General features: G+C 59.3%; 20 protein-coding genes. 13 read left to right on the plus strand and 7 right to left on the minus strand.

Features of this window, described 5'->3' with window-relative positions; translation table 11 throughout:
• The first annotated feature begins 13 nt into the window (after window positions 1-13).
• Window positions 14-514, plus strand: coding sequence for an NADH-quinone oxidoreductase subunit NuoE family protein (locus HNQ65_RS16705; protein WP_184340983.1), 501 nt, complete (start codon window positions 14-16; stop codon window positions 512-514).
• A 272-nt stretch (window positions 515-786) separates the two neighbouring features.
• Here HNQ65_RS16705 and HNQ65_RS16710 read toward each other — a convergent pair whose 3' ends face one another.
• Entirely contained in the window at window positions 787-1,446 is a 660-nt protein-coding gene (locus HNQ65_RS16710; protein WP_184340985.1) for a type II secretion system protein, read from the minus strand.
• 324 nt (window positions 1,447-1,770) lie between these two features.
• Between HNQ65_RS16710 and ppdK the strand changes: the two genes are divergently transcribed.
• Entirely contained in the window at window positions 1,771-4,725 is a 2,955-nt protein-coding gene (gene ppdK, locus HNQ65_RS16715) for a pyruvate, phosphate dikinase (protein ID WP_184340987.1), read from the plus strand.
• Window positions 4,726-5,123: 398 nt separating this feature from the next.
• Here ppdK and HNQ65_RS16720 read toward each other — a convergent pair whose 3' ends face one another.
• Window positions 5,124-5,711 (minus strand): hypothetical protein, encoded by a 588-nt coding sequence (locus HNQ65_RS16720; protein WP_184340989.1) that lies wholly within the window; start codon window positions 5,709-5,711, stop codon window positions 5,124-5,126.
• A gap of 73 nt (window positions 5,712-5,784) precedes the next feature.
• Between HNQ65_RS16720 and HNQ65_RS16725 the strand changes: the two genes are divergently transcribed.
• From HNQ65_RS16725 to HNQ65_RS16750, 6 genes are read left to right on the plus strand one after another with little or no spacing between them, the layout of a single operon-like run.
• Window positions 5,785-6,237: a DUF2452 domain-containing protein gene (locus HNQ65_RS16725; protein ID WP_184340990.1), complete on the plus strand. Its 453-nt coding sequence runs from the start codon at window positions 5,785-5,787 to the stop codon at window positions 6,235-6,237.
• Window positions 6,237-7,523, plus strand: a complete 1,287-nt coding sequence (locus HNQ65_RS16730) for a valine--pyruvate transaminase (RefSeq protein ID WP_246438350.1) — start codon at window positions 6,237-6,239, stop codon at window positions 7,521-7,523. The genes HNQ65_RS16725 and HNQ65_RS16730 overlap by 1 nt, the downstream gene beginning before the upstream one ends.
• A gap of 22 nt (window positions 7,524-7,545) precedes the next feature.
• Complete coding sequence (locus HNQ65_RS16735; RefSeq protein WP_184340992.1) at window positions 7,546-8,496, plus strand: SAM-dependent methyltransferase; 951 nt, start codon at window positions 7,546-7,548, stop codon at window positions 8,494-8,496.
• Between the two features lie 9 nt (window positions 8,497-8,505).
• Complete coding sequence (locus HNQ65_RS16740; protein WP_184340993.1) at window positions 8,506-9,924, plus strand: TonB-dependent receptor; 1,419 nt, start codon at window positions 8,506-8,508, stop codon at window positions 9,922-9,924.
• 51 nt (window positions 9,925-9,975) lie between these two features.
• A complete protein-coding gene (locus HNQ65_RS16745; RefSeq protein WP_184340995.1) occupies window positions 9,976-10,278 on the plus strand; it encodes a PLDc N-terminal domain-containing protein in 303 nt (100 codons plus the stop codon).
• Window positions 10,275-11,318, plus strand: a complete 1,044-nt coding sequence (locus tag HNQ65_RS16750) for an HD domain-containing protein (protein ID WP_184340997.1) — start codon at window positions 10,275-10,277, stop codon at window positions 11,316-11,318. The genes HNQ65_RS16745 and HNQ65_RS16750 overlap by 4 nt, the downstream gene beginning before the upstream one ends.
• 8 nt (window positions 11,319-11,326) lie before the next feature.
• Here HNQ65_RS16750 and HNQ65_RS16755 read toward each other — a convergent pair whose 3' ends face one another.
• Both HNQ65_RS16755 and HNQ65_RS16760 read right to left on the minus strand, forming a co-directional pair.
• Window positions 11,327-12,433, minus strand: a complete 1,107-nt coding sequence (locus HNQ65_RS16755; RefSeq protein WP_184340999.1) for a site-2 protease family protein — start codon at window positions 12,431-12,433, stop codon at window positions 11,327-11,329.
• An 18-nt stretch (window positions 12,434-12,451) separates the two neighbouring features.
• Entirely contained in the window at window positions 12,452-14,305 is a 1,854-nt protein-coding gene (locus HNQ65_RS16760; RefSeq protein WP_184341001.1) for a SulP family inorganic anion transporter, read from the minus strand.
• A gap of 112 nt (window positions 14,306-14,417) precedes the next feature.
• Between HNQ65_RS16760 and HNQ65_RS16765 the strand changes: the two genes are divergently transcribed.
• The 3 genes from HNQ65_RS16765 to HNQ65_RS16775 all read left to right on the plus strand — a co-directional run bounded on the left by HNQ65_RS16765 (window position 14,418) and on the right by HNQ65_RS16775 (window position 19,988).
• The gene (locus HNQ65_RS16765) at window positions 14,418-14,717 is read left to right on the plus strand and encodes a Smr/MutS family protein (protein WP_184341003.1); all 300 of its coding nucleotides are present in this window, start codon (window positions 14,418-14,420) and stop codon (window positions 14,715-14,717) included.
• A gap of 38 nt (window positions 14,718-14,755) precedes the next feature.
• Complete coding sequence (locus tag HNQ65_RS16770; RefSeq protein ID WP_184341005.1) at window positions 14,756-16,180, plus strand: S1C family serine protease; 1,425 nt, start codon at window positions 14,756-14,758, stop codon at window positions 16,178-16,180.
• Between the two features lie 373 nt (window positions 16,181-16,553).
• Complete coding sequence (locus HNQ65_RS16775) at window positions 16,554-19,988, plus strand: WD40 repeat domain-containing protein (RefSeq protein ID WP_184341007.1); 3,435 nt, start codon at window positions 16,554-16,556, stop codon at window positions 19,986-19,988.
• A gap of 52 nt (window positions 19,989-20,040) precedes the next feature.
• Here the strand turns inward: HNQ65_RS16775 and HNQ65_RS16780 are convergent, their stop codons facing one another.
• Window positions 20,041-20,370, minus strand: coding sequence for a hypothetical protein (locus tag HNQ65_RS16780; protein ID WP_184341009.1), 330 nt, complete (start codon window positions 20,368-20,370; stop codon window positions 20,041-20,043).
• Between the two features lie 10 nt (window positions 20,371-20,380).
• Window positions 20,381-20,881, minus strand: a complete 501-nt coding sequence (locus HNQ65_RS16785) for a hypothetical protein (protein ID WP_184341011.1) — start codon at window positions 20,879-20,881, stop codon at window positions 20,381-20,383.
• A 140-nt stretch (window positions 20,882-21,021) separates the two neighbouring features.
• On the opposite strand from HNQ65_RS16785, the gene tig reads away from it, so the two are divergent.
• Window positions 21,022-22,371 (plus strand): trigger factor, encoded by a 1,350-nt coding sequence (gene tig, locus HNQ65_RS16790; RefSeq protein ID WP_184341013.1) that lies wholly within the window; start codon window positions 21,022-21,024, stop codon window positions 22,369-22,371.
• A 66-nt stretch (window positions 22,372-22,437) separates the two neighbouring features.
• On the opposite strand, the gene pelA is transcribed toward tig, so the two are convergent.
• A complete protein-coding gene (gene pelA, locus HNQ65_RS16795) occupies window positions 22,438-23,679 on the minus strand; it encodes a pectate lyase (protein WP_184341015.1) in 1,242 nt (413 codons plus the stop codon).
• Between the two features lie 128 nt (window positions 23,680-23,807).
• Here pelA and HNQ65_RS16800 point away from each other — a divergent pair, with 128 nt between their 5' ends.
• Window positions 23,808-25,754 (plus strand): RecQ family ATP-dependent DNA helicase, encoded by a 1,947-nt coding sequence (locus HNQ65_RS16800; RefSeq protein ID WP_184341017.1) that lies wholly within the window; start codon window positions 23,808-23,810, stop codon window positions 25,752-25,754.
• Window positions 25,755-25,757 lie beyond the last annotated feature (3 nt).

The following is a 25,757-nucleotide window of genomic DNA, read 5'->3' on the forward strand; positions in this document are numbered from 1 at the left end:
GAGACACCCACGCATGGCCCTTGAAGTTCCAGCCGAATTGGAAAAACGCATGGATGAGGCGATCTCGCACTATCCTGTCTCCAAACGCAGCGCGGTGCTGCCCCTGCTGCATCTGATGCAGGAGCACTTTCGCTACATTAGCGAGGAGTCGGTGAACTGGGTGGCCGCCAAGCTCGGGCTGGAACCAATTCAAGTGCTTGAAGTGGTGACCTTCTACCCAGGCTTCCGCCAGAGCGCTCCCGGCAAGTATCACATTCGTGTTTGTCGCACGCTCTCGTGCGCCATGGCGGGCAGCTACGAGTTGATGGATGCCTTCTGCAAAGCGGCCAATATTGACCGCTCGCACACGGATCATCATCACCCGATTGCAGTCAGCCCAGATGGCAAATTCAGCATTGAATTTGCCGAGTGTCTGGCGAGCTGCGGATTTGGCCCTGTGTGCATGATCGAGGACGACTTTTATGAGAAGGTCGATCCCGCCAAGGTGGGCGAACTGCTGGTCCAGAGAGCCTAGTTTGGTCCTCAAAAACCTTTCGCATTGTCCAGGTGGTGGAGCGTCACATTGGCTGCGTGGGGTTATTTTCACACAGTGGGCGGCGCTTCCGACTTGCCACTGCGGTCGCTGCGCTGCCAGTTCAAAAGAGAATCTTTTGAGAGCTGGCCTAAGCAAGCTGTGAATCTCTGTCTCCCCGCTGATTCGTGTCAGGAGAGCTGAGGTGGAAATAAAAAAGCGCAGCGGCTGTGAACCGCTGCGCATGGGGTCAGACTAAACCTGCAAGAGTGGGATTATTTGCTTCTCCAGGAGACCACGTCGTCCTGGGTGTTTTGCTGCAGGTCCAGGCCTGCGCTGTAGATGGCCACTTCCAGAGGAAGCATCTTCGGCGGAGGGCTGATGGTGTTGGCGGAGATCTTGGGATCTGAGTTTTTCAGGTCAGGGTTGGCCACTTGTTTGTCTCCGTTGGTGTCGAGCAGTACAAAGTAGGTGGTGCCCCAGAGGTCCACGAGCTTGTACGGGGGCTGCGGATTAACCAGACCAAACTTGCCGTTTCTGGCGATGGGCAGGTCGATGAACTTAATGTCCTTTGGATTCAGGTTGGTGGTGCCACCGCTGGAACTGCCTTGATTCGTGTTGAGAGTGGTCAGTGCGGAGACGATGCCGCTGTTTTCATCAGTCATCACGGGCTGAATGTCCTGCCCGCCAGATGCTGAGCTCATGAGGCTGGCGCTTACAGGCCAGCGGTTGTACTCCACCTGATAGCTGGTGATAGCCACGCGCAGATCCTTGAGCACGGTTTGGACCTGGAGCTTTCGGCCGTCGGCAATCATCTTGGTGGCCTGAGACATCACGAGGCTGGCCAGGACAGCCACGATGGTGATCACGACCAGAAGTTCGATAAGCGTGAAGCCTGATCGAACCAAGAGGCTGGAACGAGGTTTGATTTTCATGTTCTTCGGTTGGGGGGTGTGGGTATGCATTGAGTGGTAGCGTGCGGAGCGCCTGCTGTTTGAAGACGAGGCATCATTCCTTTTGAACATTTAACCGGTTTTGCTTTTCCACGTCAATACTTGTCATGCTGCGAGGGGCCAACTTTGCCTTCTGCAGCGATGGCATTTATGATGCCGGAAGGCTGCTGAGCGGCGCCTGCACCATGGGTTTTGATTGTCAACTAATGCTTGCATCATATACTTCAGCGATTTAAATCCGCGCTTCAATCCCCACAGAACCCACAAAACAACCACGGATCGCACAAGACGATCTGAAAAAACAATATGGCAAAGACAGCATCCAAGGGCAGCGCAGATAAAACTAAGTACGTGTATTCATTCGGAGCAGGCAAGGCAGACGGCGACGGCTCCATGAAAGCATTGCTGGGCGGCAAAGGCGCCAACCTGGCAGAGATGAGCCGCATCGGTCTGCCCGTTCCTCCCGGGTTCACGATCAGCACTGAGGTCTGCACCTATTACTATCAGAACAAGAAGACCTATCCTGCCGCTCTGCAGTCCCAGATGGAAGCTGCGATCAAGAGCATGGAAAAGATCATGGGTTACAAGTTCGGCGACGCCAAAGGCTTCCCGCTTCTCGTGGCCGTGCGCTCTGGCGCCCGTGATTCCATGCCCGGCATGATGGACACGATTCTCAACCTCGGTCTCAACGACGACACCGTGCTCTCCCTCGTGGCAGCCACGAACAACGAGCGCTTTGCCTGGGATTGCTACCGCCGCTTCATCCAGATGTATGGCGACGTGGTGCTCGGCGTGCAGAAGCGCGAAGGCGAAGACCATGAGCCCTTCGAAGTTGTGATCGAAGGCTACAAGCACGAAACTTATCACAAGGACATTCTGGACAGCGACCTGACCGCCGCCGACCAGCAGGAGCTGGTGAAGCGCTTCAAGCAGCTCGTTAAAGAGCGCACCGGCAAGAGCTTCCCGAGCGATCCGTGGGATCAGCTTCGCGGCGCAGCTGGCGCTGTGTTTGGCTCCTGGATGAACGACCGCGCGATCGTGTATCGCCGCAAGTACAACATCCCCGCTGAGTGGGGCACTGCCGTGAACGTGCAGGCGATGGTGTTCGGCAACACTGGGCCGACCTCCGGCTCCGGCGTGGCCTTCACCCGCAATCCTGCCAACGGCGCGAACGAATTCTACGGTGAGTTCCTCATCAATGCCCAGGGCGAGGACGTTGTCGCCGGCGTGCGCACTCCTGAGCCGGTGATCCAGCTCAAGAAGGAAATGCCTAAATCCTACGCTGAACTGCTTGAGGTCCGCCAGAAGCTTGAGAAGCATTTCAAGGATGTGCAGGACGTTGAGTTCACCATCCAGGAAGGCAAGCTGTTCATGCTGCAGACCCGTAACGGCAAGCGCACCGCCGCCGCTGCTCTGAAGTTCTCCATGGACATGGTGAAGGAAAAGCTCATCGACTGGGAAACCGCCGTGCTGCGCAACCCTGCTGACCAGCTCGACCAGCTCCTTGCTCCGATCTTTGACGCTGCTGACGTCAAGAAGGCCAAGGCTGTGGCCACCGGCCTTCCCGCCGGCCCAGGCGCCGCCTCCGGCAAGATCTACCTCAATGCTGACCGCGCCGTCGTCGCTGAGCAGAAGGGTGAAAAAGTGCTGCTCGTCCGCAACGAAACCAGCCCCGAAGATCTTCGTGGAATGATCGCTGCTGAAGGCATCCTGACCGCCCGTGGTGGTGTTTCCTCCCACGCAGCTCTCGTTGCCCGTCAGATGGGCAAGGTTTGCATTTGCGGCGCCGCTGCACTGGAAATCGACTATGACAAGAAGACCGTCACCGTTGCAGGCCAGACCTTCAACGAAGGCGACTACCTCTCCATCGACGGCACCAGCGGCACGGTTTACGCCGGCGAGCTGAAGACCGCTCCTTCCGAGATCATCACAGGCATGCTGCACGGAGACAAAGCCGCGCAGGCCACTGAGAAGTTCAAGAGCTTCCAGCAGCTCATGAACTGGTGCGGCAAGGCCACCCGCCTGCAGGTCCGCACCAATGCCGACAATCCCGAGCAGACCCAGAACGCCATCTCCTTTGGCGCCCAGGGCATCGGCCTCACCCGCACAGAGCATATGTTCTTTGAAGGTGACCGCATCGACGCCGTGCGTGAAATGATCCTGGCTGACAACGTGGCTGACCGCAAGAAGGCGCTGGCCAAGCTGCTGCCTTACCAGCGTGAAGATTTCACAGGCATCTTTGAGTCCCTCAAGGGTCTGCCTGCCACCATCCGTCTTCTCGACCCGCCCCTCCACGAATTCGTGCCGCATGACGAGAAGGCCCAGGCCGAGCTCGCCAAGAAGATGGGTGTGTCCGTTGAGAAAGTTTCCGCACGTGTTGCTGCTCTGCATGAGTTCAACCCGATGCTCGGACATCGCGGCTGCCGTCTTGGCATCGCCTATCCCGAGATCACCGAGATGCAGGCTCGCGCCATCTTTGAAGCTGCTGCTGATGTGGCCAAGAAGAAGATCAAGGTGAAGCCCGAAGTCATGATTCCGCTCGTCGGGTTCAAGAAAGAACTCGACCTGCAGGTGGAAATCGTGCATAAGGTAGCGAAAGAAGTGATGGCTGAGAAAAAAGTGAAGCTCGACTATCTTGTCGGCACCATGATTGAGGTGCCGCGTGGAGCACTCACCGCTGACGAAATCGCCGAAACGGCGCAGTTCTTCAGCTTCGGCACCAACGACCTGACGCAGACCGCTCTCGGCATCAGCCGTGACGACATGGGCAGCTTCCTGATGCCCTACACCGAAAACGAAATCTTCAAGAAGAACCCCTTTGCCACGCTGGATCAGACCGGTGTGGGCCAGCTTATCAAGATCGCCATCGAAAAAGGCCGCAAGACCAAGCCCGACATCAAGCTGGGCATCTGCGGTGAACACGGCGGTGATCCAGATAGCGTCAAATTCTGCCATCGCGTAGGCCTCACTTATGTGAGTTGCAGTCCTTTCCGTGTGCCCGTCGCCCGCCTTGCCGCCGCGCAGGCTGCGATCGAAGAAAAGCGCGCCGCTTCGGCCGCCGCAGGAAAAAATGTCCAGGGAGGCGCCAAAAGCGCATCCGTGGCAAAACAAAACAACAAAGCAACCAACAACAAACAGAGGACAAACACTATGGCTAAGAAAGCTGCAAAGAAAGCCGCCAAGAAGGCTGTGAAGGCCCCCGCTAAGAAGGCCGCCAAGAAAGCCGTCAAGAAAGCTGCCAAGAAGGCCGCCAAGAAGTAATGCGTTGGCCTCTTGACTGAGGTCAATGTGGCGGAGCAATCCGTCATCAAAAGCCCTGTGGGGATCACTCCTCACAGGGCTTTCTCTTTTTTAGTCCAGGCCGTGCGATCAATGGTGTGTTTGTCGCAAGGCCCGGCGGCAGCGCGATGCCTGGTTGGGGGCTCTGTTTCCGTGTGTAGTTGATTTAAAGGCGCACGGTCTCAAACGCTGTTCTGACCGCTCCTCCTCATCGCTTGTGCGGCAGGCTCAGTGCTTCTGAGCAGCAGAAGCGGTATAGCTTTCCCCTGGTCGAGGAGGCGTCTGCAGTCGGCGGGGTTCTTGGTCATCACATGATCCGTCGCGAGATCATGCCGCCTCACCCGCGCTTCATTTCAGCATCAGGATGGCTGATGCCAATCTTATCGCTGGGGTTCGTTGTCGTACACAGAGCCTGGAGGAGGTGTGGAGAGATAACTGCCACCTGCGGAGATGGCGTCGTTGCGGATGCTCTGGCCTTTGCCGATTTGATCGTTGGCACTGCGCATGCTGCCGCTCATGCCAGCGGTGCCGCCCATGCCGGCGACAGCACCGTAGTTCATATAGGAAGGGCGGTAGAAAGAGCCCATGCCGCCGGACCCCACTGATCCGCTCATCATGCCCCCAACCTGACCAGCGGCGAGCACCACGGGCTGGTCCGGTGTCGGAACGCCGTCTGATTTGCGTTCAGATTCAGCCAGGAAGTGCTTGTTCCAGGCGGCGTCGTTCACGGCTGCCGCGACTTTGGCATCCAGGCGATGCTTGTCTTCGTCATACTGGGTTTTGCTAATGACTCCACTGGCACGCCTCTTTTCCAGGTCGTTGTACAAGCCTTGGTACTTGGCGCGCATCACCTGCTCGTACGCATTGAGCTCCGCCAGCGAGGGGACACTGTCCATGGTTCTGCTGGCGCAGGAGGCCAGCAGGCTGGAAAGGAGTGCAGCCAGCAGCAGGTGCGAAACGTTTTTCATATCTCATACTACGTCCAGGCCGGGGCTTTTCAAATCAAAGCACCATTGCATCCCGGGCGCAAAAAGGCACCTTATGACAGAAAACGCTCCTGTTTTGGACCCCATCGACGAAGCCCTGCAAACCACCGGCCCGCGCGGCAACTACCTGCCGTACCCCGTTTCCCGTCTGGCCGCCAAGATCATCCCTCAGGATCTCACTAACTTCAAAAGCCGGGGCGTCTCCCGCGTGGAGCGTGAACTGCAGCAGGAGATGCTGGAGATACAGGAGCGGTACATGGAGGTGATCGACGCCTTTAACTGGAACAAGCTCATCTACGAGAGCCACTTCGGGTTTGAGCCTGTCTGCGGGGAGGTCTATCACCTGTATGAAGTGGAGGGCAAGCGTCAGCTCAGCATGATCTCGCCCGACCAGTGGTATCAGCACTGGATTGGGAGTTTCAGATTGAACGCAGACGGCCGCTGGCAGATTGAGAAATCCGCGCCAGATTTCAGCATACGCGACTGGGTGCAGACCTCGGTCGCCTGATGATGCAACCAACCTTTTCAGACATCGGCCTGCGGCTGGCCGGCCCCAGTGGTATCCAGGAACTCATGGATGACTGCGGAGCTGCGCTCACCACGCACCCGGACATGCGCATGCTTGGCGGCGGGCAGCCTGCGGCCATTCCCGCCGTGCAGCAGCTCTGGCGCGAGCGCATGCATGCCATGCTGGATGACGGCAGCATCGATCGCACGCTGCTGAATTACGACCCGCCCGGTGGCAACCCGCTCTTCCGCGAGGCCTTCGCCGCCTTTCTGAATCGCGAGTGCGGCTGGGGCGTGACGCATGAAAACATCGCGGTCATGCCCAGCTCCCAGAGCGCGTGCTTTCTGCTCTTCAATCTCCTCGCCGGACAGACGGGTGCTGCCAGAAAACGCATTCTTTTCCCGCTGCTGCCGGAGTACATCGGTTATGCCAATCAGGCGCTCGCGGAAGGTCAGTTCACGGCCTGCCTGCCGCGCATCAGTGAAACCGCGCCACATGAGATCAAATACCACGTGGATTTTGACCGTCTGCGCATGACGCCGGACATCGCGGCCATGTGTGTCTCCTGCCCGACCAACCCGACGGGGAACGTGCTCACGCAGAATGAATTCGAGAGCCTGCATGCGCTGGCAGATGCGCATGGCATCCCGCTCATCATCGACAATGCCTATGGGCATCCTTTCCCCGGCGTGATCCACAACGGCTTCCAGCCGCGGTGGCAGCCGGGCATGATCTTCAGCATCAGCATGAGCAAGGTGGGCCTGCCAGGCGTGCGCACGGCCATGATCGTGGCTGATCCCTCCATCGTGAAAGCGCTCTCCAACATGAATGCCATCGTCTCGCTGGCGAATGGCAATCTTGGCCAGGCACTGCTGATGCCTCTGTTGAAAGACGACAGGCTCATCAAACTGGGCCCTGAGGTGATCCGCCCCTTCTACCGAGAGCGTTCAGACTTTGCCAAAGGCGTGCTCTCATCTGCACTAGGCGAGCGAGTGCCGTGGGCGTTGCATGCGCAGGAGGGAGCCTTCTTCCTCTGGTTGTGGGTCAATGGACTGCCGATTCCTGCCTCCGAGCTGTATCACAGGCTCAAGGGGCGCAAAGTGCTGGTCATTCCAGGGCATTACTTCGCCTTTGGTCTGGAACAGGAATGGCGGCATCCGCATGAGTGCTTGCGCCTGACCTATTCGCAGCCGCAGCACATCGTGCAGGAGGGGCTGGAAATCATTGCTGATGAAATCATCCGCTGCTTCGGAGCGCGGACCTCCGAGTCTGCAGCACTCCGCTGACTCAACTCGCATCGCAGATCGCATGGCCGAACCCTTTTCCGCTTTCATGGCGCGCGCCTTGTTCGATCCTGAACGGGGCTACTACACTCGCCACATCAAAACAGTCGGGGCACGCGGAGATTTCTCCACCTCGGCCACGCTTTCGCCTAGCTTAGGGAATGCGGTGGCGGCATGGCTGAAGTCAGAGTCATGCTTGCAGCCGCAAGTGCGGCATGTCATTGAAGTCGGTGCTGGAGAAGGCTCGCTGATGCACACGGTGCGCAGAGCGCTGGGCTGGTGGACGCGCCGACGCTTCACTTTCCACATCGTTGAGACTTCTCCCGTGCTGCGGAAGGAGCAGGAGAGGAAGCTCGCGGGCCGTGTGGTGTGGCATCCCTCGCTGGAGTCTGCACTCGCCGCTGCGCAGGGCCATGCCTTCATCTATCACAATGAACTGCTGGATGCCTTTCCCGTCACGCTCGTGCAGTGGAGCGTTGCCGAGCAGCGGTGGCTGGAGGTCTGGGTGCCGGAGGCGCTGCACCCGCATGAACTGGATGCGGCGCATTTCAGTGTACTGCAACACACCGCCTTTGCCGAGGGTCAGCGTTGCGAGCTGCATGTCAGCGTACGCGACTGGCTTCAGCAATGGACCCCACACTGGAAAAGCGGTGCCATGCTGACCATTGATTACGGCGATTTCTTCCCTCAGCTCTACCATCGCCGCCCACAAGGCACGCTGCGCGCCTATCTGCTACATCAGCGGCTTATCGGTGCTGACATTTATGCCAATCCAGGCAGGCAGGACATCACTGCAGACATCAATTTCACCGATTACTCCGCCTGGTTGCAGGCACTGGGCGTGGTTGAATTCTCGCAGCAGACTCTGGCCCAGTTCCTGCATTCACACTCCGCGCCAGCCTGGCTCACCAACCCAGACGGTGCCGGAACTGCCTTCAAATGCTTCGTGCATCGCAGGCAGGATGGCGCATCGTAAAACTCTTGTATGAACTCCGTCAACGACCGCCCCGGCACACTTGAAAAAGCACTGAAGATCAACCTCGCGCACACCATTTACGGGACGTTTGCTGAAATCGGCGCCGGTCAGGAGATCGCCAACTGGTTTTTCCGTGCAGGTGGTGCTTCGGGCACGGTGGCCAAGACCATGTCCGCCTATGACATGACGATCAGCGATGAGATCTACGGCAAATGTTCGCGCTACGTCTCCCGCCAGCGCATGTGCGCCATGCTGGAGCATGAATATCCCATGCTCATTCAGCGCCTGAATGCCAAGCGCGGCACCACCACCACCTTCTTCACGCTTGCAGACACCATCCGTGCCCGCTCCTACCGCGACACCAAGGAGGAATGTCACGGCTGGCTGGGGCTGCGCTTCCAGACTGAACCCGGAGGCCCCAGCAATGAAATCCAGCTGCACGTGCGCCTGCTCGATGACTCGAATGCCCGCCAGTCAGACGCTGTGGGAAAGCTCGGCGTGAACCTGCTCTATGCCGCATTCTACCTTCGGAATGACCTGTCCTCCTTCCTGCAGAGCCTGCTGGATGATCTGAGCCGCAAGCGTGTCGAGATCGACATGATCGACTTCACCGGTCCGGTGTTTGCCGCATCAGAGTATCAGGATCGTCTCGTGGCTCTGAAACTGGTGCGTTTGGGGCTGGCAGATGCCGCGCTCTTTGGTGCGGATGGCGAGATCTGGCAGGCTTCGGATGTGCTTTACAAAAAGCCGGTCTTCCTCAAGCGCGGCAGCTTTGACCCCATCACCAAACTCAACCTCGACATGATCGAGCGCGGACAGGCTGCCTTTAAAGCGGATTTTGGAGAGGCAGCGCAGAACAACGTCGAGATCCTGGAGATTACCATGCACAACCTGCTGGCCAGCGGGGCTGAGGTGCCTGACAGCGAGTTCCTGGCACGCGCAGACGTGCTGCAGGCGCTGGGCAAGAATGTGCTCATCTCCAAGTATCCTGAATTCCACCGCGTCAGCAGCTATCTGGCGCGCCACACGCAGTGCCCCATTGGCATCGTGCTTGGGCTGCCGCTCTTCCAGGAGCTGTTCAATGAACGCTGGTGCACCGATCTGGAAGGCGGATTGCTCGAAGCCTTTGGACGTCTCTTCAAAAATCAGGTGCGTGTGTATGTCTATCCCATGGGCAACCCGATGAACGGGCAGATCGTGGGTGTTAACGACGCCCGTGTGACTCCGGAGCAGAAGCACCTGCTGCACTACCTGATCGACACCCAGAGTGTGCGCGCACTGGAGGAGCCCAACCAGGACTTCCTCTTCCATACCAGCGCGGAGGTGCGCAACATGATCCTGGCTCGTGACAGCCAGTGGCAGTCACTGGTGCCGGACATTGTGCTCAAGCAGGGACCGTGGCGCGAGATCGGGCAGCCGGTGATGTAATACGGGTGCAGTGTTGCTTTTCTGTAGGCAGCCGCTTGAATTCGCGGTGCCATGCCGGAATTCAAATTCATCAGCTCAGACCCATTCTGGATTACAGCTTGGATCTTGTACGCGCTGATCTACTGCGCAGTGCTGGCCTATCTGCTGAACCGCAGACGGTTTGGAACCCAGGAGCGCATTCTGTGGTTTCTGGTCACCACTTTCGCACCTGTGATCGGTATTGTCCTCTTCCTGCTCATCAGTGAAGACGACAAGGTTCCTGGAAACGCACCGAAAAGCCGTGCCCCGCTCTCAGACACCTCAGGCACTCCCTGGCAAAATAATCCTGGGCACACCAAAGACCCCACTTCATGAGCGAAATACTTTCAGACGATCTCGATCTCATCTCCCTAACGCAGCTGCGTCAGGTCGTGAACCAGTCGCCGCAGCCCTACCGGCTGCATCTGCAGGTGGAGTTGCGCACTGAGAAGGCCACCAGCGCCGGAAGTCCGTTCTTTGAGGTGAAGCTGGTGGATGCGGCCGATTCACTGGTGTGGCGCGTGTTTGACAACAATCCCCTGTTTCAAGACGTGGCCAGGCTGACGCGCAATGCCTTCATCCAGCTTGCGGGCCAGTGGGTGGAGGGCAAATACGGCATCGAGCCTCGTCAGGTGCAGATGCGCACGCTTAGCGAGGATGAAACCGTGACGCTCCTGCTGGGAGATCCGGAGCTGGCCGCGCGTCAGCAGGCGGACTACACCGACATCGTGGGTTTCATCGAATCCATCCGCGATCCGCGCCTGCTGCGGCTGTGCAGCGTCTTCATGGAGCGCCATGGCGAGCGCTTCCGCCGCACTGGTGCAGCGCGCAAGAACCACCACGCACGCCGTGGCGGACTGGTGGAGCATGTGGCGCAGATGATGCGCAGCGCAGCGGCCATCGCGGCTGTGTATCCGCATCTGAACCGTGATCTGCTGATTGCGGGCGTGCTCTTCCACGACTGCGGCAAGCTCTGGGAAAACGTGTATGCGGAGAGCGGCTTTACCATGCCCTACAATATGACCGCCGAGATGCTGGGTCATATTCCGCTAGGGCTGGAGCTGGTAAACCGGATGTGGCGCGATCTTCTTGAAGAGCCCGCGGCCGCCGAATGGTCTGCGCTGGAGCCCGCCTCCGAGCTGGTGCGCCTGCATCTGCTGCACCTGATCGCGGCGCATCATGGCACGCTGGAGTTTGGCTCTCCGGTGCTGCCCAAGACGCCGGAGGCCATCGTGCTGCATCATGTGGACAATATTGACGCCAAGCTGGAAATGTTCCGCCGTGGCTATGCAGGCAGCAAGGAGCTGGCTCCTGGCATTTTTGAGAAGTTCTCGCCCTGGCCAGTGAACATCGTTGCACCGCTGCAGGCAGTGTGAGCACGCTGCTAGGATGAGCCGCGCAGCTTCATCAGCGCCGCATGCACCATGAGCGTCTCGCCCACATTCTCGGCAGTGAGCAGGCCCAGCAGCCTGCCGCTGCCGGGTTCCAGTACAGGCATGGCCGGGCAGTCGCTTGCATTCAAGGCATCGAGCGCCTGCGAAAGATCGGTGCCGGGAGAGGTGGAGTCCGGGCAGGGGCGCATCACCTCCACCACGGGCGCCGAGGGGCCTTTCTCCGCAAGTGCGGAGATCAGATCATGACGGGTCAGCATGCCCTGCATGCCGCCATGGGAATCGAGCACGGGAAAGTCCTGCTGCGCACCGGTCAGCAGCAGTTCCACGCCGTCCCGCAGGGTGGCATCCGGTGGCAAGGTGCGGAAATCGGTCAGCATGGCATCTCGCACGCGCATGTTGCGCGTGGCTTCCTGCTGCGCCACGCCAGCGGCCTCCTGCCCGGCGGCCATGAAAATGAAGAAGCAGATGAGCAGGAGCATGGGGTGCAGCGTGGCATTGAGCAGCATGTAAACTGCCACCAGCATAGCCAGCCCTTGGCCGATGGAGGCGGCACGCCGTGTGGCGGTGCCGTAGTCCATGAACATGGCAAAAACCGCGCGCAGCACACGGCCGCCGTCCATGGGGAAGGCGGGGATGAGGTTGAAGGCAACCATGAAGGCATTCCACACCATGAGCTTTTCGAAGAAGCCGCCAGATTTAAGAAAATTGTAGCCAGGGTTCAATGCGGCAGTAATGCCGAAGCCGAGGTAAATGGCGGCGGCGATGATGACATTCACCAGCGGCCCGCTGACGGCCACGACGAGCTCCTCGGAGGGCTTGCGCGGCATGCGCTCCAGCCGCGCCACGCCACCGATGGGCAGGAGCGTGATGTCCGGCGTGCGAATGCCGTAGCCGCGTGCGGCCAGGACGTGGCCAAACTCGTGCAGCACCACGCAGGCAAACATGGTGGTGATGAACAGGATGGACTCCAGCGCTGCACTGATGCCCTGCCCCCTGAGAAAGCCATCGCCGGCGACAAAAAGCAGCAGAAGCAGGAAGGTGGCATGCACGCGCACCTCGGTGCCGGCCAGGGTAAAAAGTCGGAAGGACCACTTCATGGGGAGGGATGAAACTGGCTAAGGTTTGGGAGCTTTCGATGAGTCGTAGTAGATACGCACGTCGGCGTCCTTGATGCCCAGAATATCCTGCGCGCGGCGCAGGGCATTGCGGGTGGAGACGTTGGGATTGGACGGACTGGCCAGGAAGAGGTTTTCTTTGCCGATCACCTCCACCATGCCGGCATCTTTGAGCACTCGGTAAAGATCCTTGGCCACGCCGCTGACGATGAGATCGCGTCCGTCAGCGCGCAGCATGCGGATGAGTTCTTCAATGGCCATGGCGCAGGTGGCATCCAGATGGCGGGCGTTTTTGAGGCGCAGAATGACGATGCGCAGGTTGGGATCTGCGCAGAAGCGCTGGATCTGCGTCCGGAAAAGGTCGGCGGAGGCAAAAAACAGATCGCCCTCCACATGCACGATGGAGATGGCCGGGTGCTGGCGTCCGCCCTGCTGTGCCTCGGCCAGGTGGCCGTCTGCATTGAACTCATACTCCACCAGGGAGGGCTGGCTGGCCTTGTGCAGGTAGAGGATGATGGAGATGCCCACACCGGTGAAGATGGCCACATGCAGCGGCACCAGCAGGGTGGCAAAGAAGGTGGTCAGAAACACGATGGCGTCCGAGCCAGTAGCGCGCAGGGAGATGTAGATCTGACGTTTGTTGATGAGTGCCACCGCCACGCAGATGACCATGGCACCGAGTGCAGCCTTGGGGACATACGCCACCAGCGGGCCGATCGTCAGCGCCGCCACCAGACAGACCAGTCCGCTGAAAATGGCGGAAAGCGGGGACACAGCTCCGCTTTCATACGCTGCCAGGGAGCGGGTGAGGGAATGAGAGGCAGGCATGCCGCTGAGGTAGGCGCAGGCCAGATTGGCCGCGCCCAGGCTGAGCATGTCCTGGTTTGGATCCACATTGTGGCCGGACCGGCTGGCCAGTGTGCGGGCCATGGCGGAGTTTTCCATCATGGCCACAAAGGCCAGCGAGAGCGCCAGGCCAAAGAGCTGGCTGAACTGCGCCGAGGCATTGCCGCTGGTGAAGTCTGGGAAGGGGGGCAGCAGTGTGCGCCAGGTGAAGCTGAGGTCCGAATACGTGGCCACCTTGAGCCCTGCCTTGTTCATCGCCACGGCAATCAGGGACATGAGGATGAGTGTGATCGTCAGCGCAGGGAAGCGTTTGCCAAAGCGCTTGAGCCCGTAGTAGCTGCCGATGGCCAGCACGCAGATGAGCGCACTGGGCCAGTGGATGGAGCCCAGGTGGGAGAGTACATCGTGCACATCGGACACCAGGGTGCGTGCCATGGGCCTGCCGGAGGCCTCCTCAAGCTGCTGGCCCAGCACCACCGGCAGCTGATGCGCAAACATTTGCAGAGCCGCACCGGTCAGGTAGGCCACCACCACAGCGCGGCTGATGAAGCGGGCCATTTCCGCCACACGGAAGTAGGCGCCAAAGATCAGCAGCGCACCCACGAGGAAGACCAGCATCGGCATGGAGGCCAGCTGGTTTAGATTGGGAAAGGAGGCAAAGTAGGACGACACCATGAACGCGGTGGCGTTGGTGGGGCCGTAGATGGAGTGCCGCGAGCTCATCAGCAGCGCCCCCACCACGCAGGCCACCGCCGAGCAGGTGATGCCGTAGGCCAGCGGCAGCCCCGCCACCACGGCAAAGGCCATGCCCTGCGGGATAGCCAGCAGCGCACCGTCCAGGCCACTCCTGAAGTCGGCCTTGAGGAATTCCTTGTGGTAGCCCTTCAGTATCTCCTTGAGGGGAAAAGGGTCCAAGGTGTTGCCATCGGCCACGTTTCTCAGCACTGCACGTCCCTGGCGTGCGTAATCACGCAGCTGCTCGGACCAGGCTCGTAGTTGGGATAGCAAGAGAAACTCCTTGGAAGCACCTGCTGCATGCTAGACGCACCCGCCGAGAGCACAAGCACTGTGAGCAACGGATTGCTGCTGGACTTCCAGGCCTGCACCAACACCTTCCGCCATGTCCTTAGATGCTGATGAGCCGATCCCCGAGGTGGTGGAGCATCCCATCGGTCCGGAGCTGGATCTGCACACCTTCCGGCCGCAGGACATTAGCAGTTTGCTGCCGGAATATTTTTCTGAATGCCGCAGGCTGGGCATCCTACAGGTACGCATTATCCACGGCAAAGGCACCGGCACCTTGCGGGTAGGGGTGCACCAGCTGTTGGAGAAACTGCCTGAGGTACAGCAGTTTATCTGGCCTGCGGAAGAGGCCAGCGGCTCCTGGGGTGCGACGTGGGTGGTTTTGCATTCACTCTGATATTGCCAGCTGTCAGCATGCTTGATAGCTTAAAAAAAATGCGCGTTATTTTTGGCCTGACCTTTGTTCTTATAAGTCGAAGCCTCATTCCGGCTGCGGAGGATCTGGAGCAAAAGCTAAAGCGTGATGATGCTCCGCTGCCAAACGCCGGAGCTGTTGTTTTGAGTTATCGTAGTGCGGTCTCAGCGATCCATGACAGCGTGGTCACGGTCTGGGTCAAGCAGTGGAAGACCAAGACGGCATGGCGGGTGGATGCGTATGACATGACGCCGGACGCATTCGAGGAAAAAAACGAGATGGGTCCGGAGTCTGGCACCGGGATTGTGCTGACTCCTGAAGGGCTGGTGATGACCAACCATCATGTGGTTTATGGAGCCCAGGAGATATGGCTCAGGGCGCGTGGCAGCCAGATGGATGTGCCTGCGGAGATAGTCGGGATGGACAGGGCCACGGATGTGGCGCTGCTGCGTGCCAGGAGCGGTGCCTGGAAGCCGGCTACGCTGACCAACAGTGACCAAGTCCAACCGGGAGACGTGGTGCTGTCGGTGGGAAGCCCATTCGGCCTGGAGCAAACAGTGACGCTGGGCATCGTGAGCGCCACCGGCCGCTCCGAGATCAGCGGGCTGGCCAGCAGACTGCAGGACTTCATTCAAACAGATGCCGCAATCAATCCCGGCAACTCCGGAGGCCCGCTGGTGGACGGACTCGGGCGGGTCTTTGGCATGAACACGGCGCGCTTTGGAAGGGCAGAGGGCATCGGGCTGTCGATTCCGATCAATCTCGCTGTCAAAGTGGCGGATGATCTGCTGAAAGACGGCAGTGTTCGGCGCGGAATGCTGGGGGTGCGGTTTGTGGACACGGATGCAGACGTGGTCAGAGAATTGAAGCTGAACACAGCCGTGAAAGGCGCCGTGGTGGTGCACGTCGAGGCCGGTCAGCCTGCGGACAAGGCGGGGCTGCTCCCCGGAGATGTGATCACTGCGGTGAATGGCCAGGCAGTGACCAGCCGGGCGCGGTTTCTCATGCGTATGACCACGATGAAAGCTGGTGACGTCGTAAAGCTCTCCTACTACCGGGCATCAGAACTGCATGAGGCTGAAGCCACCCTGATGGATGCTCCGTCCCGCGCTCTGCCGCCGACTTTGGAAGGGGAGCTGCTTCCCGGGCTGAAAGTGGCGCTGGTGGACGAAAGGCTGCGCAACAAGCTTCTCTTGCGCGAAAATTTTCACGCCCTGCAAGTGCTGGAGGATTACAAAACGAGTGAAGGCGTCCTCAAGTTGTCCGCAGGAGACATGATTCTCAGCGTCAACAAGCAGACTCCAAGCCCCTATGTAGGAGAGACGGCGGAAAAAATTATGCAGCGCATGATGCCTAAAAAATCCGCCGTGCTGCTGCAGGTCCTGCGAAAAAGCGGCGGAGAGGTTGAGATCGGGCTGGTGGTGCCTGCGGCCGCTAAAAAGTAACATCTTTCTTTTTCAAATTCCACTCATGAGCATGTCATCATTGTTAGTCTCGAGTTCGGTCTGTGTTGTGTTGTGCCTGGCGGGTACGTCTGCCGCCCAGGAGGCGAAGCTGGGTCCGTTCAATCCACCCAACCCGGCCCTTCAGGGATTTTTTGGGATTCCTGGGTGCGGCAGTTTCCTCAATGGAGGACTGGTATGGCACCGCAGTGGAAAGATCATCAGCATGGAGTCGTGGAGATCAGGGATCAATCCGGTGTCACTGTGGCAGCCAGATGCCAAAACGATGCGCGCTATGCGTTCTGCTCTTTTGAATGTCGGTGATGCCTGGTGCCTTTCGCAAAAGGGAGATCTGCTCTGCGCAAGATCCAGGCGTATGGACGACCAGCCGGAGCTGGATCCCACGAAAAACACGATGGCCTGGACGGAGGGGGCGTTTGGCTGCTTTCGCATTCAGGATGGCGGTCGGATGTGGAAGCTGCCCATGAGGGACGGCGAAAGCATCAGCGGCGCCGCGTTTACTACCGATGATAAAAAAGTGGTCGTGCTAAGCACGTGGCATGAGCAAATGAGCCTGCGTCTGCTGGATGCCGCGACTGGAGCCCTGCTGCAGCAGCATGATTTCCCAGGCAGGTCGAAATCCCTGTCATTCGATGCCGGAAGGCTGATGATGAGGGGCGGTGAGCTCTGGATGATCCATCGTGAAAATGACGGGCGTGCGCTGCTGAAGATCTCTCTGTCTACTTTGAAGCCCATGCGGGTTGATTGTCCGCCGCTGGAGCAGATGGAGGGGCATGTCACGCTTTCTGCGGACATGCGGCGAATGGTGTCCCACACGGAGTTTGGCCTTACCTGCCTCGAGTTGCGCGGTGGGAAATGGGATGTGGTGTATGAGGATTTCGACTTCCGCTCTTCTCCGCAGTCTGAGATCGGAAATTTGCGCGATGTTGAGTTCACCCCGGACGGCCAGAAGCTCGTCATGTTCACCGTGAATTCCGCCCGCATTTTGGATTTCACGAGCAAAAAGACGCACAGCATCAAGCTGGATGAAAATGCCGGAGGCACTCTTTCTCCGGACGGCAGTCATTTGCTGGTGGAGCATGAGCACGGCCTTAGAATCGTGAGCATTCGGGAAACAGATGCCACCCAGCCTGGAAGGCTGCAGCAGAATGTCTGGCGGCCCCATCAGCTGCGCTTTACTGGAGATGGAAAGACCCTTCTGGCCGTGGATACTGAAGGCATTTGGGCATGGGATGTGGCCACGCGCAGGCCGCGCGCATGGCTGAAGAGTTTTGACCACCACTTTTACGACGAAAGAACTTTCCGTACCCTCTCGCTGACGGCCAATGACACTGAGATCCTGTCAGATGAATATGGCGATGTCCTGAAATGGAAGCTGCCATCCTCTGCGGAACCACCAGGAGATAAAGTCCAGGTAATTGACCCGCAGCTGGCTTTTGGAGGGGTGCGACTTGGCTGGAACGGCGGTGTACGCACAGAAGTCTTCGCCAATCAGAGCGCATCCTGGATTCTGACCACCAACGGGGAACAACCAGCTGGTATTCGCAAGGAATTTGGGCCCGGCAGCACGCGTTCCATTTCCCAGCGCTTTCCTGCAGTGGCACCACAGCTTTGGTTCTTCGCACCAGATGACACGTTTGTGATGTTTTCTGAATCTAATTATAGATGGAGCCGCCTGAATCTGCCACAAGGCACCCTAGAAGAACTGCCCAGTACGCCTGGAGTTCCTGATGCTGCCAGGTCTGGACGGCTTGTGCAGCCTCAGCCAGTGGCGGTGCTGCCAAAAAGACAGTTTGTCGTCCGTCAGGCCAACGATCGTCTCTGTGTGACCAGTTTGGACGGGAAAACCCAGTTGCCTTGGTTTGAAACCCCGCTCCGATGGTCTGGTGTGATCAATATGCGTGCTGGAGTCAGTCAGGATGAAAAACGCTGTGCCACCGTGATGACGGATGTCGTGCGCCGCCACCAGCATCTTTTTGTATGGGAAATCGAAACGGGGAAACTTCTCGGTCTGGCACTTCTGCCCACCGATGACGCCACCTGCGTGGCCCTTTCTCCCGACGGCAGCCTGCTGGCGTGCGGTCATGAAAACACGGCCATCTCCATCTGGGATGTGGCCAAGCTGACCGTGCCTGCACCTTCGCCCCAGCCTGCCAAGGCTTCTTTGGAGCCTGCAAAGTCGGCCGCTGCTCCCGCGCCGCCACCCGCTCCCCAGGGGCCACCGCCGGTGAGAGAAAGCGACAGCCGCCGTGAACACATGTTTGGAAGCGGCGTCTGGACTTTCTTTGGGAATGGTACCGTCAGCAAAAAAGAAACGTTTCCAGAGGCGGGACGTCTGCGGATCAATGGCAAGGAGTTTGAGATGCAGAGGCAGCGTCTCGCCCATCCTGGGATTCTGACGCGGCTCTTTCATGCTCAGCGGGATTTCTGGGCGGAAACCATGCGCAGCCGGAACGATCCGAAATTTATCCCACTGCCCGCCAACAAGCATCCGGAGATCGCCGCAGGTCTGATTCATTACGCCGAGGGATCTCTGGATGATGTATGGATCTCCCGGCAGACAGGCAGTCCAGTAGGCAGGTTTCACCAATTTTTAACGTTCACAGACACGCTGACCAATCTTTCGGCGCGGGACAAGCAGGTGGAGATCGAGTTTGAAGTGCGTTTTCCTGCACAGACTCAGCAGCTTGTCGATTCGAGTCTTCAACCTGTGAAGATCAATGCCGACGGGAACCTGCAGGTCAATCCTGAGGCCATCTGGCTGGCTGCACTACCAGCCCCCGGTACTTTGCCCAATGTGCCCATCTTCTGGTTCCGCACTTCCTCTGGCGGGCAGACCTGCCGGCTGCAGTGGAAGCCCGATACCCATACCCTGATTGTGCACCACTCAGCACTGCTGCCCCCGGGAGATCCGCGGTATCTTGCGCATGGAGTGCGATTAGAGCCGCTTCCAGAAGGTGTGGCTCCTGACCACTTCAAGACGCCGTTTCCACAAGATTTTGGCGAGCAGGTGGTCTTTTCGGCAGTGTCCCGGGGCATCAATTATGGCCTGCCACCTATGGAACAGCACCAGTTTCTGAACCTGCGAAGTGCCAGCAGTCTGAGAGAAGGATTTGGCAAGAATGCCGACGGCAGTCTTTACAACCCTACGGGAATTGCCTGCGCACACGCACTCTGGCTGGATGGAGCTCCGCTGTCTGGCAGCGACATGGGGGTGTTTCTGCACGTAGAGGATCGTGGTGTGACTCAGACTCCACGAGGAACCTACATGTTCTACGGCTCTTCGATGGATGAGAAGGTGACGGTATCCAGGCGGCCCGCTTTTTCCCAGGAGCAGCACATGTCGCTCATCCGGGACATCTTCATCAACCAAGAGGCGGAGCCTAGAACCGCCAAGGTGGCGTATGTCAGCAGCTTTTCAGAGCCCATCAAGGCGCTGTACGACGCCAGTGGGCGGCCGGTGGAAGCCAATGCGACTCCAAGAGCTGCCCGTGAACTGGGCGGGGCGCTGATCGTGGAATTTGACGGGCCCAAACGGCCGGCCACCTTGCTGGCTTTTTATCAGGAGGGCGCTGCCGCCGAGCCCAAGGTCTCCTGGCCTAACCCCAAATTCCTCAAGCTCGAGTATGAGGTGACGCTGCCACCGAGACAGATGGCCGAATTCTGCCACGGAGCCACTGAAATGCCGCTGGCCAGCTTTGACACCGTCACACAGGCATTTGCGGACTGTCTGCCTTTTCAACACAAGGCCCCTGAGAAGTCCCCCGTCGTTTATTTGAACGTCCGGTGAACGCAGCGGCTCCTGGGGGGCGACGTGGGTGGTTTTGAGGGGCTGAGAAATATCAAAGCCTCCAATACTGAATGAGTTCCTGCCAGGGGCGTTTGATGGACTCCCATTGGCTCTCATGGTCATCTCCCTCGTCGATATTCAAACCACGGGCGTGAAACCATAGATAAAGCGCACTCCTCTGACGGATGCTGGCCATCCTAGCCTCAGTTGCTAGGTCGCTTTCTTCGTTCGCCAGGCGCTGGTATTCCTGGCGATGGGATGAAATGACGGCTGGCGGAGTCGTGAAATAGTAAAACAACTGAATGCAGTGAGGCCCCCAGAAAATGAGAAGCAGCAAAGCCAAGGCTCCAAAGCCTGCTTTCCTAGGCTTTTTGGGGTTCACAGCCGTGGGCTTATGGTTTCCACTCCGCCCCCGACCACACCTTGGGCTTGGCGTTTTCCAGCTTTTCCAGGTCCAGCGGGGTGGTGTTTTTAACTTCGAGTTTCTGGCCGCGGATTTCCAAGGTCAGGGGGCCGGAGAGGTCGGCTTTTTCCAGCCAGAAGCGCAGGCGAACGTCTGAGGTGGTCTGGGCCTCGATGCTGGGGGGGCGCTCCACGGGGAGGATGAAGGGGGGCACGTCCTTTCCGGCGGCATTGATCAGGCGCACGTCCGGCGGCTGCAGGTAGAGGGGGCGGGGGCTGGCGTTTTTGTAGCGCACCTCAAGGTCCAGGCGGGCATTGCCAAAGTCGCGCACCAGAGTGCAGCGGCGCAGCTGCAGGGCGGGGGATGAGGCGTCGATTTCGGCGGCAGGGCTGGTTTCGGCCGGGTTGGAACCCGCCTGAAGAGCCCACCAGATGGCGATTCCTCCTGCGATAAGCAGCAGCCAGACCTCAAATCTCTGAAAGATACGCATGGGGGGCTAAATACAGGGTTCTCGATCTCTGTTTGTCAAATCCGTCAAATTGTCTATCATGCGCGCCCCTCCGGCCCGGACGCGGCTCCCCACCGCCCGGCTTTTGGGATGGAAAACACCTCGCCCCTAACCTCTTTCTCATGAACATCAACGTCGAACATCAGCCCAACTGCCGCGCCGTCGCCCACGTCCGCGTTCCTGCCGAACAAGTCGGCAAAGAGCGTGACGAAATCATCTCCTACTACGCCAGCATGGTGCGCATCCCCGGCTATCGCCCCGGCAAGACGCCGAAGAGCATCGTGGCCAAGCGCTATGAAAACGAAGTGAAGGACGAACTGGAAAAGCAGCTCATCAGCGCCGGCCTGCGCCAGGCCGTGAAGAGCGAAGGACTCGAACTCCTCAACGTCCTGGCTGTGAACGACAAGATGTACCACGACACGGACAAGAGCTTCAGCTTCACCATCGAGATGACGCTGGCTCCCAAGTTTGAGCTGCCTGAGTACACCGGCATCCCGGTGAAGCTGCCGCGCATCGAAGTGACGGACGCCGATGTGGACCACGACATCCTGCACCTGCGCGAGCACCACACCACCTATGAAGACGTGGAGCGTGCCGCCGCCATCGGCGATGTCGTCGTGCTCAGCGTCACCGGCAGCCTGGACGGCCAGCCGCTCGGCGAGGCCATGCCGGACGCCCCCGACCACCTCAAGGAGATGAAGGAAAACTGGTTCCTCCTGGGTGAAGAAGACGATTTCCTCCCCGGCTTCTACGCAGGCCTCGTTGGCATCGCCAAGGACGAAGAGCGCACGATCAATGTCACCATTGCAGATGACTTCCGCTTTGAAGGTCTGCGCGGCAAGACCATCGCCCTGACTGCCAAGTGCCACGGCGTGAAGGACAAGGTGGTGCCCGAGCTCACCGACGAACTGATCAAGAAGGTGGGCGGTGATGAAATGACCGCTGAAACCCTGCGCGAGGAAGTGCGCGCCGCCATCCGCCGCCGCCGCGAGCAGGCACGCGATGCCGCCAAGTCCAACCAGGTGATCGCTCATCTGACCGAGAAGGTGGAATTTGAGCTGCCGCAGGAAGTCGTGAACCGCGAAGCCCAGCGCCGCACCAACGAAATCGCCCAGCGCGCCATGCAGCAGGGCATCGGCGAAGAAGAGCTGGTGAAGCAGCAGGACGACATCCTGAACAGCGCCACCAACCAGGCCCGCCAGAATGTGAAGGTCAGCTTCATCCTCGAGCAGGTGGCCAAGAAGGAAGCTCTCGAAGTGCCCGGCCAGAAGATCGCCATGGCGCTGGCCCGCATCGCCGAGCACCAGAAGATGCCTGCCAAGAAGTTCATGGCCGAGGCTCAGAAGAACGGACTCATCGACAACGTGCGCAGCGACCTCCTCCTGCAGGAAGCCCTGGAGTTCATCAAGGACAAGGCCGTCGTCGAAGAAACCGACCCCGAGCCGGAACACTGCGACACGCACAGCAAGTAATCAGCTGAGCGATCACTAACCCCTCAAGAAATGGTCAAGGCGGCAGCGATGCAGCCTTGGCCATTTTTATTCGGCCTTTTCGAGACGCTTTTTCCAGCGTGCGGCCTCCTTCTCGAGCAGATCCTTCGGGCGAGTGCTGAAGAAGTCGTAGCCGACTTTGTTCTTCGCAGCCATCTCTTGGAAGGTTGGATAAATGATGCCGTCCTCGGCGCCGGCAAAGATGGGCTTGCCGGTCTGCAGATCGTAAAAGCGCGCCCAGATCACATCGGTGCAGGTGGGGTCTTCGATGTAGTCGGTCTTGCCCTCTGCTGTCTTGATTTTGCGCAGACCGGTGAGCTTATGCGCTTCAAACCACTTCGTGGCGGAGTCGATCACGGCGATGATTTCCGGTGTGGTGGGGCCGTAGCGCATGAGGAACTTCACCAGGTTGGCTGATTCACCACCGCTAAGCGAGGGCGGCTCCTTGGCGCGCGCTTTCACCGGTGCGAGCGTGAGCGGGTGATGCTGCGCACACCAGACGGTGGGGGTGCCATCTATCTTCACCTGCATGGCGGCGATGTTGGAGATGCCTTTGTCAAAGGCAGCCTGCGCACGCTGCTTGAGCGCATCATCGGCGAAGCTGAAGAGTTTCTCGCCTTTGGTGACCGCGAGCAACAATTCGAGCGCGTGCATCATGGCATCGTCATTCAGTGTGATGGCCTCATGGTAGCCGCTCTCCACGGGGTAGTTCTGCGGCCAGCCGCCGTTGGGGTATTGAGCCACGAAGACGTATTCGAGCCCCTTCATCAGCGCAGCTTTCACATCCTCACGCTTGGTGGCGGTGAAGACGCCTGCCAGGAACTTGAGCTGCTCGGTGGTGGTGCGGTTGTCAAAAGTGCCGCAGTAGTGCCAGGCGTCGCCGTTCTGGGCGGTCCAGTGCGTGCCGGGCTGGCGCGGACCCTGGGTGTAATCGACGGCCTTTGACCAGCCGCCCGTGGGTGTCTGGTAGCTGATGACGATCTCCGCGAGCTTTTGGTTTTCGGCGCTGCCAAACCACTCGGCAGGCGTGTCGTTGCTGAATTCAAACTCCTTGCGGTTGCCGGGTGCGGGTGTGGATTTTTCCATCCCGGCCTTCTGGCACTCATCGGCAAGAATGCGGTGCTCGTTGGCGGCGGCATCACGGGATTTCGCGATGTAGGAGGTCCATTGAGTGCGCTGTGCTTCTGGGAGCTGCGCCAGGAGATCGTCCGTGAGCATCGTGAAAGGTTTCTCATCAGCCAGGACGGCGGTGGCAAGCACAAGCGGGAGGAACAGCGAGCGTGTGATCATGCTCAATCGTAACCCCTTGGCTCTGAGGCACGAATCGTATTTTCTGATGCCCGCCATTGCGGCGGCTTATCCATCTTGTGTGTCGAGACCTTGACCGGCCGCCACATCACCGCTCCTTGGTGAGACTGATGCCCCACGATCTCCACGCCGCCCTGAAACAACACTTTGGCCATGCGGCTTTTCGCGCGGGACAGCAGCAGGTGATGGAGGCGCTGCTGGCTGGGAGAAGCGCGCTGGCGCTCTTTCCCACGAGTGCGGGGAAATCCCTCTGCTACCAGCTTCCGGCGCTGCTCATGGAGGGGGTGGCGCTCATCATCTCCCCGCTCATCGCGCTGATGAAGGATCAGGTGCAGGCGCTGCAGGCACGAGGCATTGCCGCAGCGCGGCTGGACTCATCTCTCTCCGCTGCCGAGGTGGCGCAGGTTTTTGATGACATGCGCACCGGGGTGCTGAAGCTGCTCTACATCGCCCCCGAGAGGCTCATGAATGAAAACTTCATCGAGCGGCTGAAGCGCTTGCGCATCTCCATGATGGCGGTGGATGAGGCGCACTGCATCTCGGAGTGGGGGCACAATTTTCGTCCCGAATACCTGCGGCTGGCGCACGTTGCGGCGGAGCTGGGCATCCGGCCTGTGCTGGCGCTCACCGCCACAGCCACTCCCTCGGTGGCGGCGGATATCCGCAAGGCCTTTGGCATCGCGCACGAGGACCATGTGCAGACCTCTTTTCTGCGGCCCAATCTGCATTTCCGCATCACGCCCTGCACCACGCGGCAGCGGCTGGGCGTGCTCACGCGCCTGCTGCAAAAGCGCAAGCTGCCCTCCATCGTTTATGTCACCCTGCAGCAGACCGCTGAAGAAGTGGCCACGCATCTGCAAAGGAATGAAGTGAATGCCCTCGCCTATCATGCGGGTCTTCCAGACGAGCACCGGCACGCAGCGCAGGATGCCTTCATGAGCGGCCAGACGGATGTCATTGTGGCCACCATCGCCTTCGGCATGGGCATCGACAAATCAGACATCCGTGCAGTGTATCACTACAACCTGCCCAAGACGCTGGAGAATTACTCGCAGGAAACCGGTCGCGCCGGGCGCGATGGCAAGACCTCCGTGTGCGAGATGCTCGCGTGTGGGGACGACTGCATTGTGCTGGAAAATTTCACCTTTGGAGACACGCCCACGCCGCAGGCCATCCGCCAGCTGCTGGACCATCTGCTGCTGGGCGGGACGGAGTTTGATGTCTCCATGTATGACCTGGCCCATGCCACGGACATCCGCCCACTGGTGATCGAGACAGTCATCACCAATCTGGAGCTGGACGGCATCCTGCGCCCGCTGGGCTCGTTCTATGCCAGCTACCAGTACCGCTTCATCCAGCCGGAGCAGCGCATCCTCTCCGGACACAAGGCGGAGCGGCAGGCCTTTCTGCGCCGGTTGTTTCAATGCGGCAAGCGCGGCACCAAGTGGACCACGATCAACCCCGATGAAGCCGCGGCTGAGCTTGAGGAGCCGCGAGATCGCGTGCTCAAGGCGCTGACCTGGCTTCAGGAGTCAGGAGACATCGAACTCAAGCCCAGTGGCAGCCGCCAGAAATACCGGCTCTCTGAAGAAGCACACCGCCGAGATCCGAAAGAGATCACCAAAAAGATGCAGCAGCTTTTTGCGCATCGAGAAGAACGCGATGTGGAGCGGCTGCAGGAGGTGCTGAATTATGCGCGGCATCGCGGCTGCCTGACGCGCCGCCTGCTGGACTACTTCGGCGAGAGCATGGAGGCCGACTGCGGCACCTGCACCAGCTGCAAAGAGCGTGAAAAAGGCGTGGCCGACGATGCGCCGCGCGTCATCCCGCAGTCAGAGCCGCCGCCGATCACCATCGAGCACGTGGCGGCCATTCGGGAGGTCATCGCCGAGCGCAAACCCGCACTGCGCTCCGCGCGCCAGCTGGCCCGTTTCCTCTGCGGGCTTACCAGTCCCGCCACGACGCGGGAGCGGCTGGGCAGGCATCCTAGCTTTGGTCTGCTGGAAACCATTCCGTTTGGAGACGTGCTGGCGCAGACAGAAACGATGCTGCGATAAGAA

It is taken from the genome of Prosthecobacter vanneervenii, assembly GCF_014203095.1.
In the GTDB taxonomy this organism is placed as follows: Bacteria; Verrucomicrobiota; Verrucomicrobiia; order Verrucomicrobiales; family Verrucomicrobiaceae; genus Prosthecobacter; species Prosthecobacter vanneervenii.

What these genes read in the sequence shown, in the direction of transcription:
- pelA (WP_184341015.1), bottom strand. Translation starts at nt 23,679, where the DNA reads ATGATCACACGCTCGCTGTTCCTCCCGCTTGTGCTTGCCACCGCCGTC.
- HNQ65_RS16750 (WP_184340997.1), top strand. Translation starts at nt 10,275, where the DNA reads ATGAGCGAAATACTTTCAGACGATCTCGATCTCATCTCCCTAACGCAG.
- ppdK (WP_184340987.1), top strand. Translation starts at nt 1,771, where the DNA reads ATGGCAAAGACAGCATCCAAGGGCAGCGCAGATAAAACTAAGTACGTG.
- HNQ65_RS16705 (WP_184340983.1), top strand. Translation starts at nt 14, where the DNA reads ATGGCCCTTGAAGTTCCAGCCGAATTGGAAAAACGCATGGATGAGGCG.
- HNQ65_RS16725 (WP_184340990.1), top strand. Translation starts at nt 5,785, where the DNA reads ATGACAGAAAACGCTCCTGTTTTGGACCCCATCGACGAAGCCCTGCAA.
- HNQ65_RS16730 (WP_246438350.1), top strand. Translation starts at nt 6,237, where the DNA reads ATGATGCAACCAACCTTTTCAGACATCGGCCTGCGGCTGGCCGGCCCC.
- HNQ65_RS16745 (WP_184340995.1), top strand. Translation starts at nt 9,976, where the DNA reads ATGCCGGAATTCAAATTCATCAGCTCAGACCCATTCTGGATTACAGCT.
- HNQ65_RS16775 (WP_184341007.1), top strand. Translation starts at nt 16,554, where the DNA reads ATGGACGACCAGCCGGAGCTGGATCCCACGAAAAACACGATGGCCTGG.
- HNQ65_RS16770 (WP_184341005.1), top strand. Translation starts at nt 14,756, where the DNA reads ATGCGCGTTATTTTTGGCCTGACCTTTGTTCTTATAAGTCGAAGCCTC.
- HNQ65_RS16720 (WP_184340989.1), bottom strand. Translation starts at nt 5,711, where the DNA reads ATGAAAAACGTTTCGCACCTGCTGCTGGCTGCACTCCTTTCCAGCCTG.
- HNQ65_RS16740 (WP_184340993.1), top strand. Translation starts at nt 8,506, where the DNA reads ATGAACTCCGTCAACGACCGCCCCGGCACACTTGAAAAAGCACTGAAG.
- HNQ65_RS16710 (WP_184340985.1), bottom strand. Translation starts at nt 1,446, where the DNA reads ATGAAAATCAAACCTCGTTCCAGCCTCTTGGTTCGATCAGGCTTCACG.
- HNQ65_RS16755 (WP_184340999.1), bottom strand. Translation starts at nt 12,433, where the DNA reads ATGAAGTGGTCCTTCCGACTTTTTACCCTGGCCGGCACCGAGGTGCGC.
- HNQ65_RS16735 (WP_184340992.1), top strand. Translation starts at nt 7,546, where the DNA reads ATGGCCGAACCCTTTTCCGCTTTCATGGCGCGCGCCTTGTTCGATCCT.
- tig (WP_184341013.1), top strand. Translation starts at nt 21,022, where the DNA reads ATGAACATCAACGTCGAACATCAGCCCAACTGCCGCGCCGTCGCCCAC.
- HNQ65_RS16800 (WP_184341017.1), top strand. Translation starts at nt 23,808, where the DNA reads ATGCCCCACGATCTCCACGCCGCCCTGAAACAACACTTTGGCCATGCG.
- HNQ65_RS16765 (WP_184341003.1), top strand. Translation starts at nt 14,418, where the DNA reads ATGTCCTTAGATGCTGATGAGCCGATCCCCGAGGTGGTGGAGCATCCC.
- HNQ65_RS16785 (WP_184341011.1), bottom strand. Translation starts at nt 20,881, where the DNA reads ATGCGTATCTTTCAGAGATTTGAGGTCTGGCTGCTGCTTATCGCAGGA.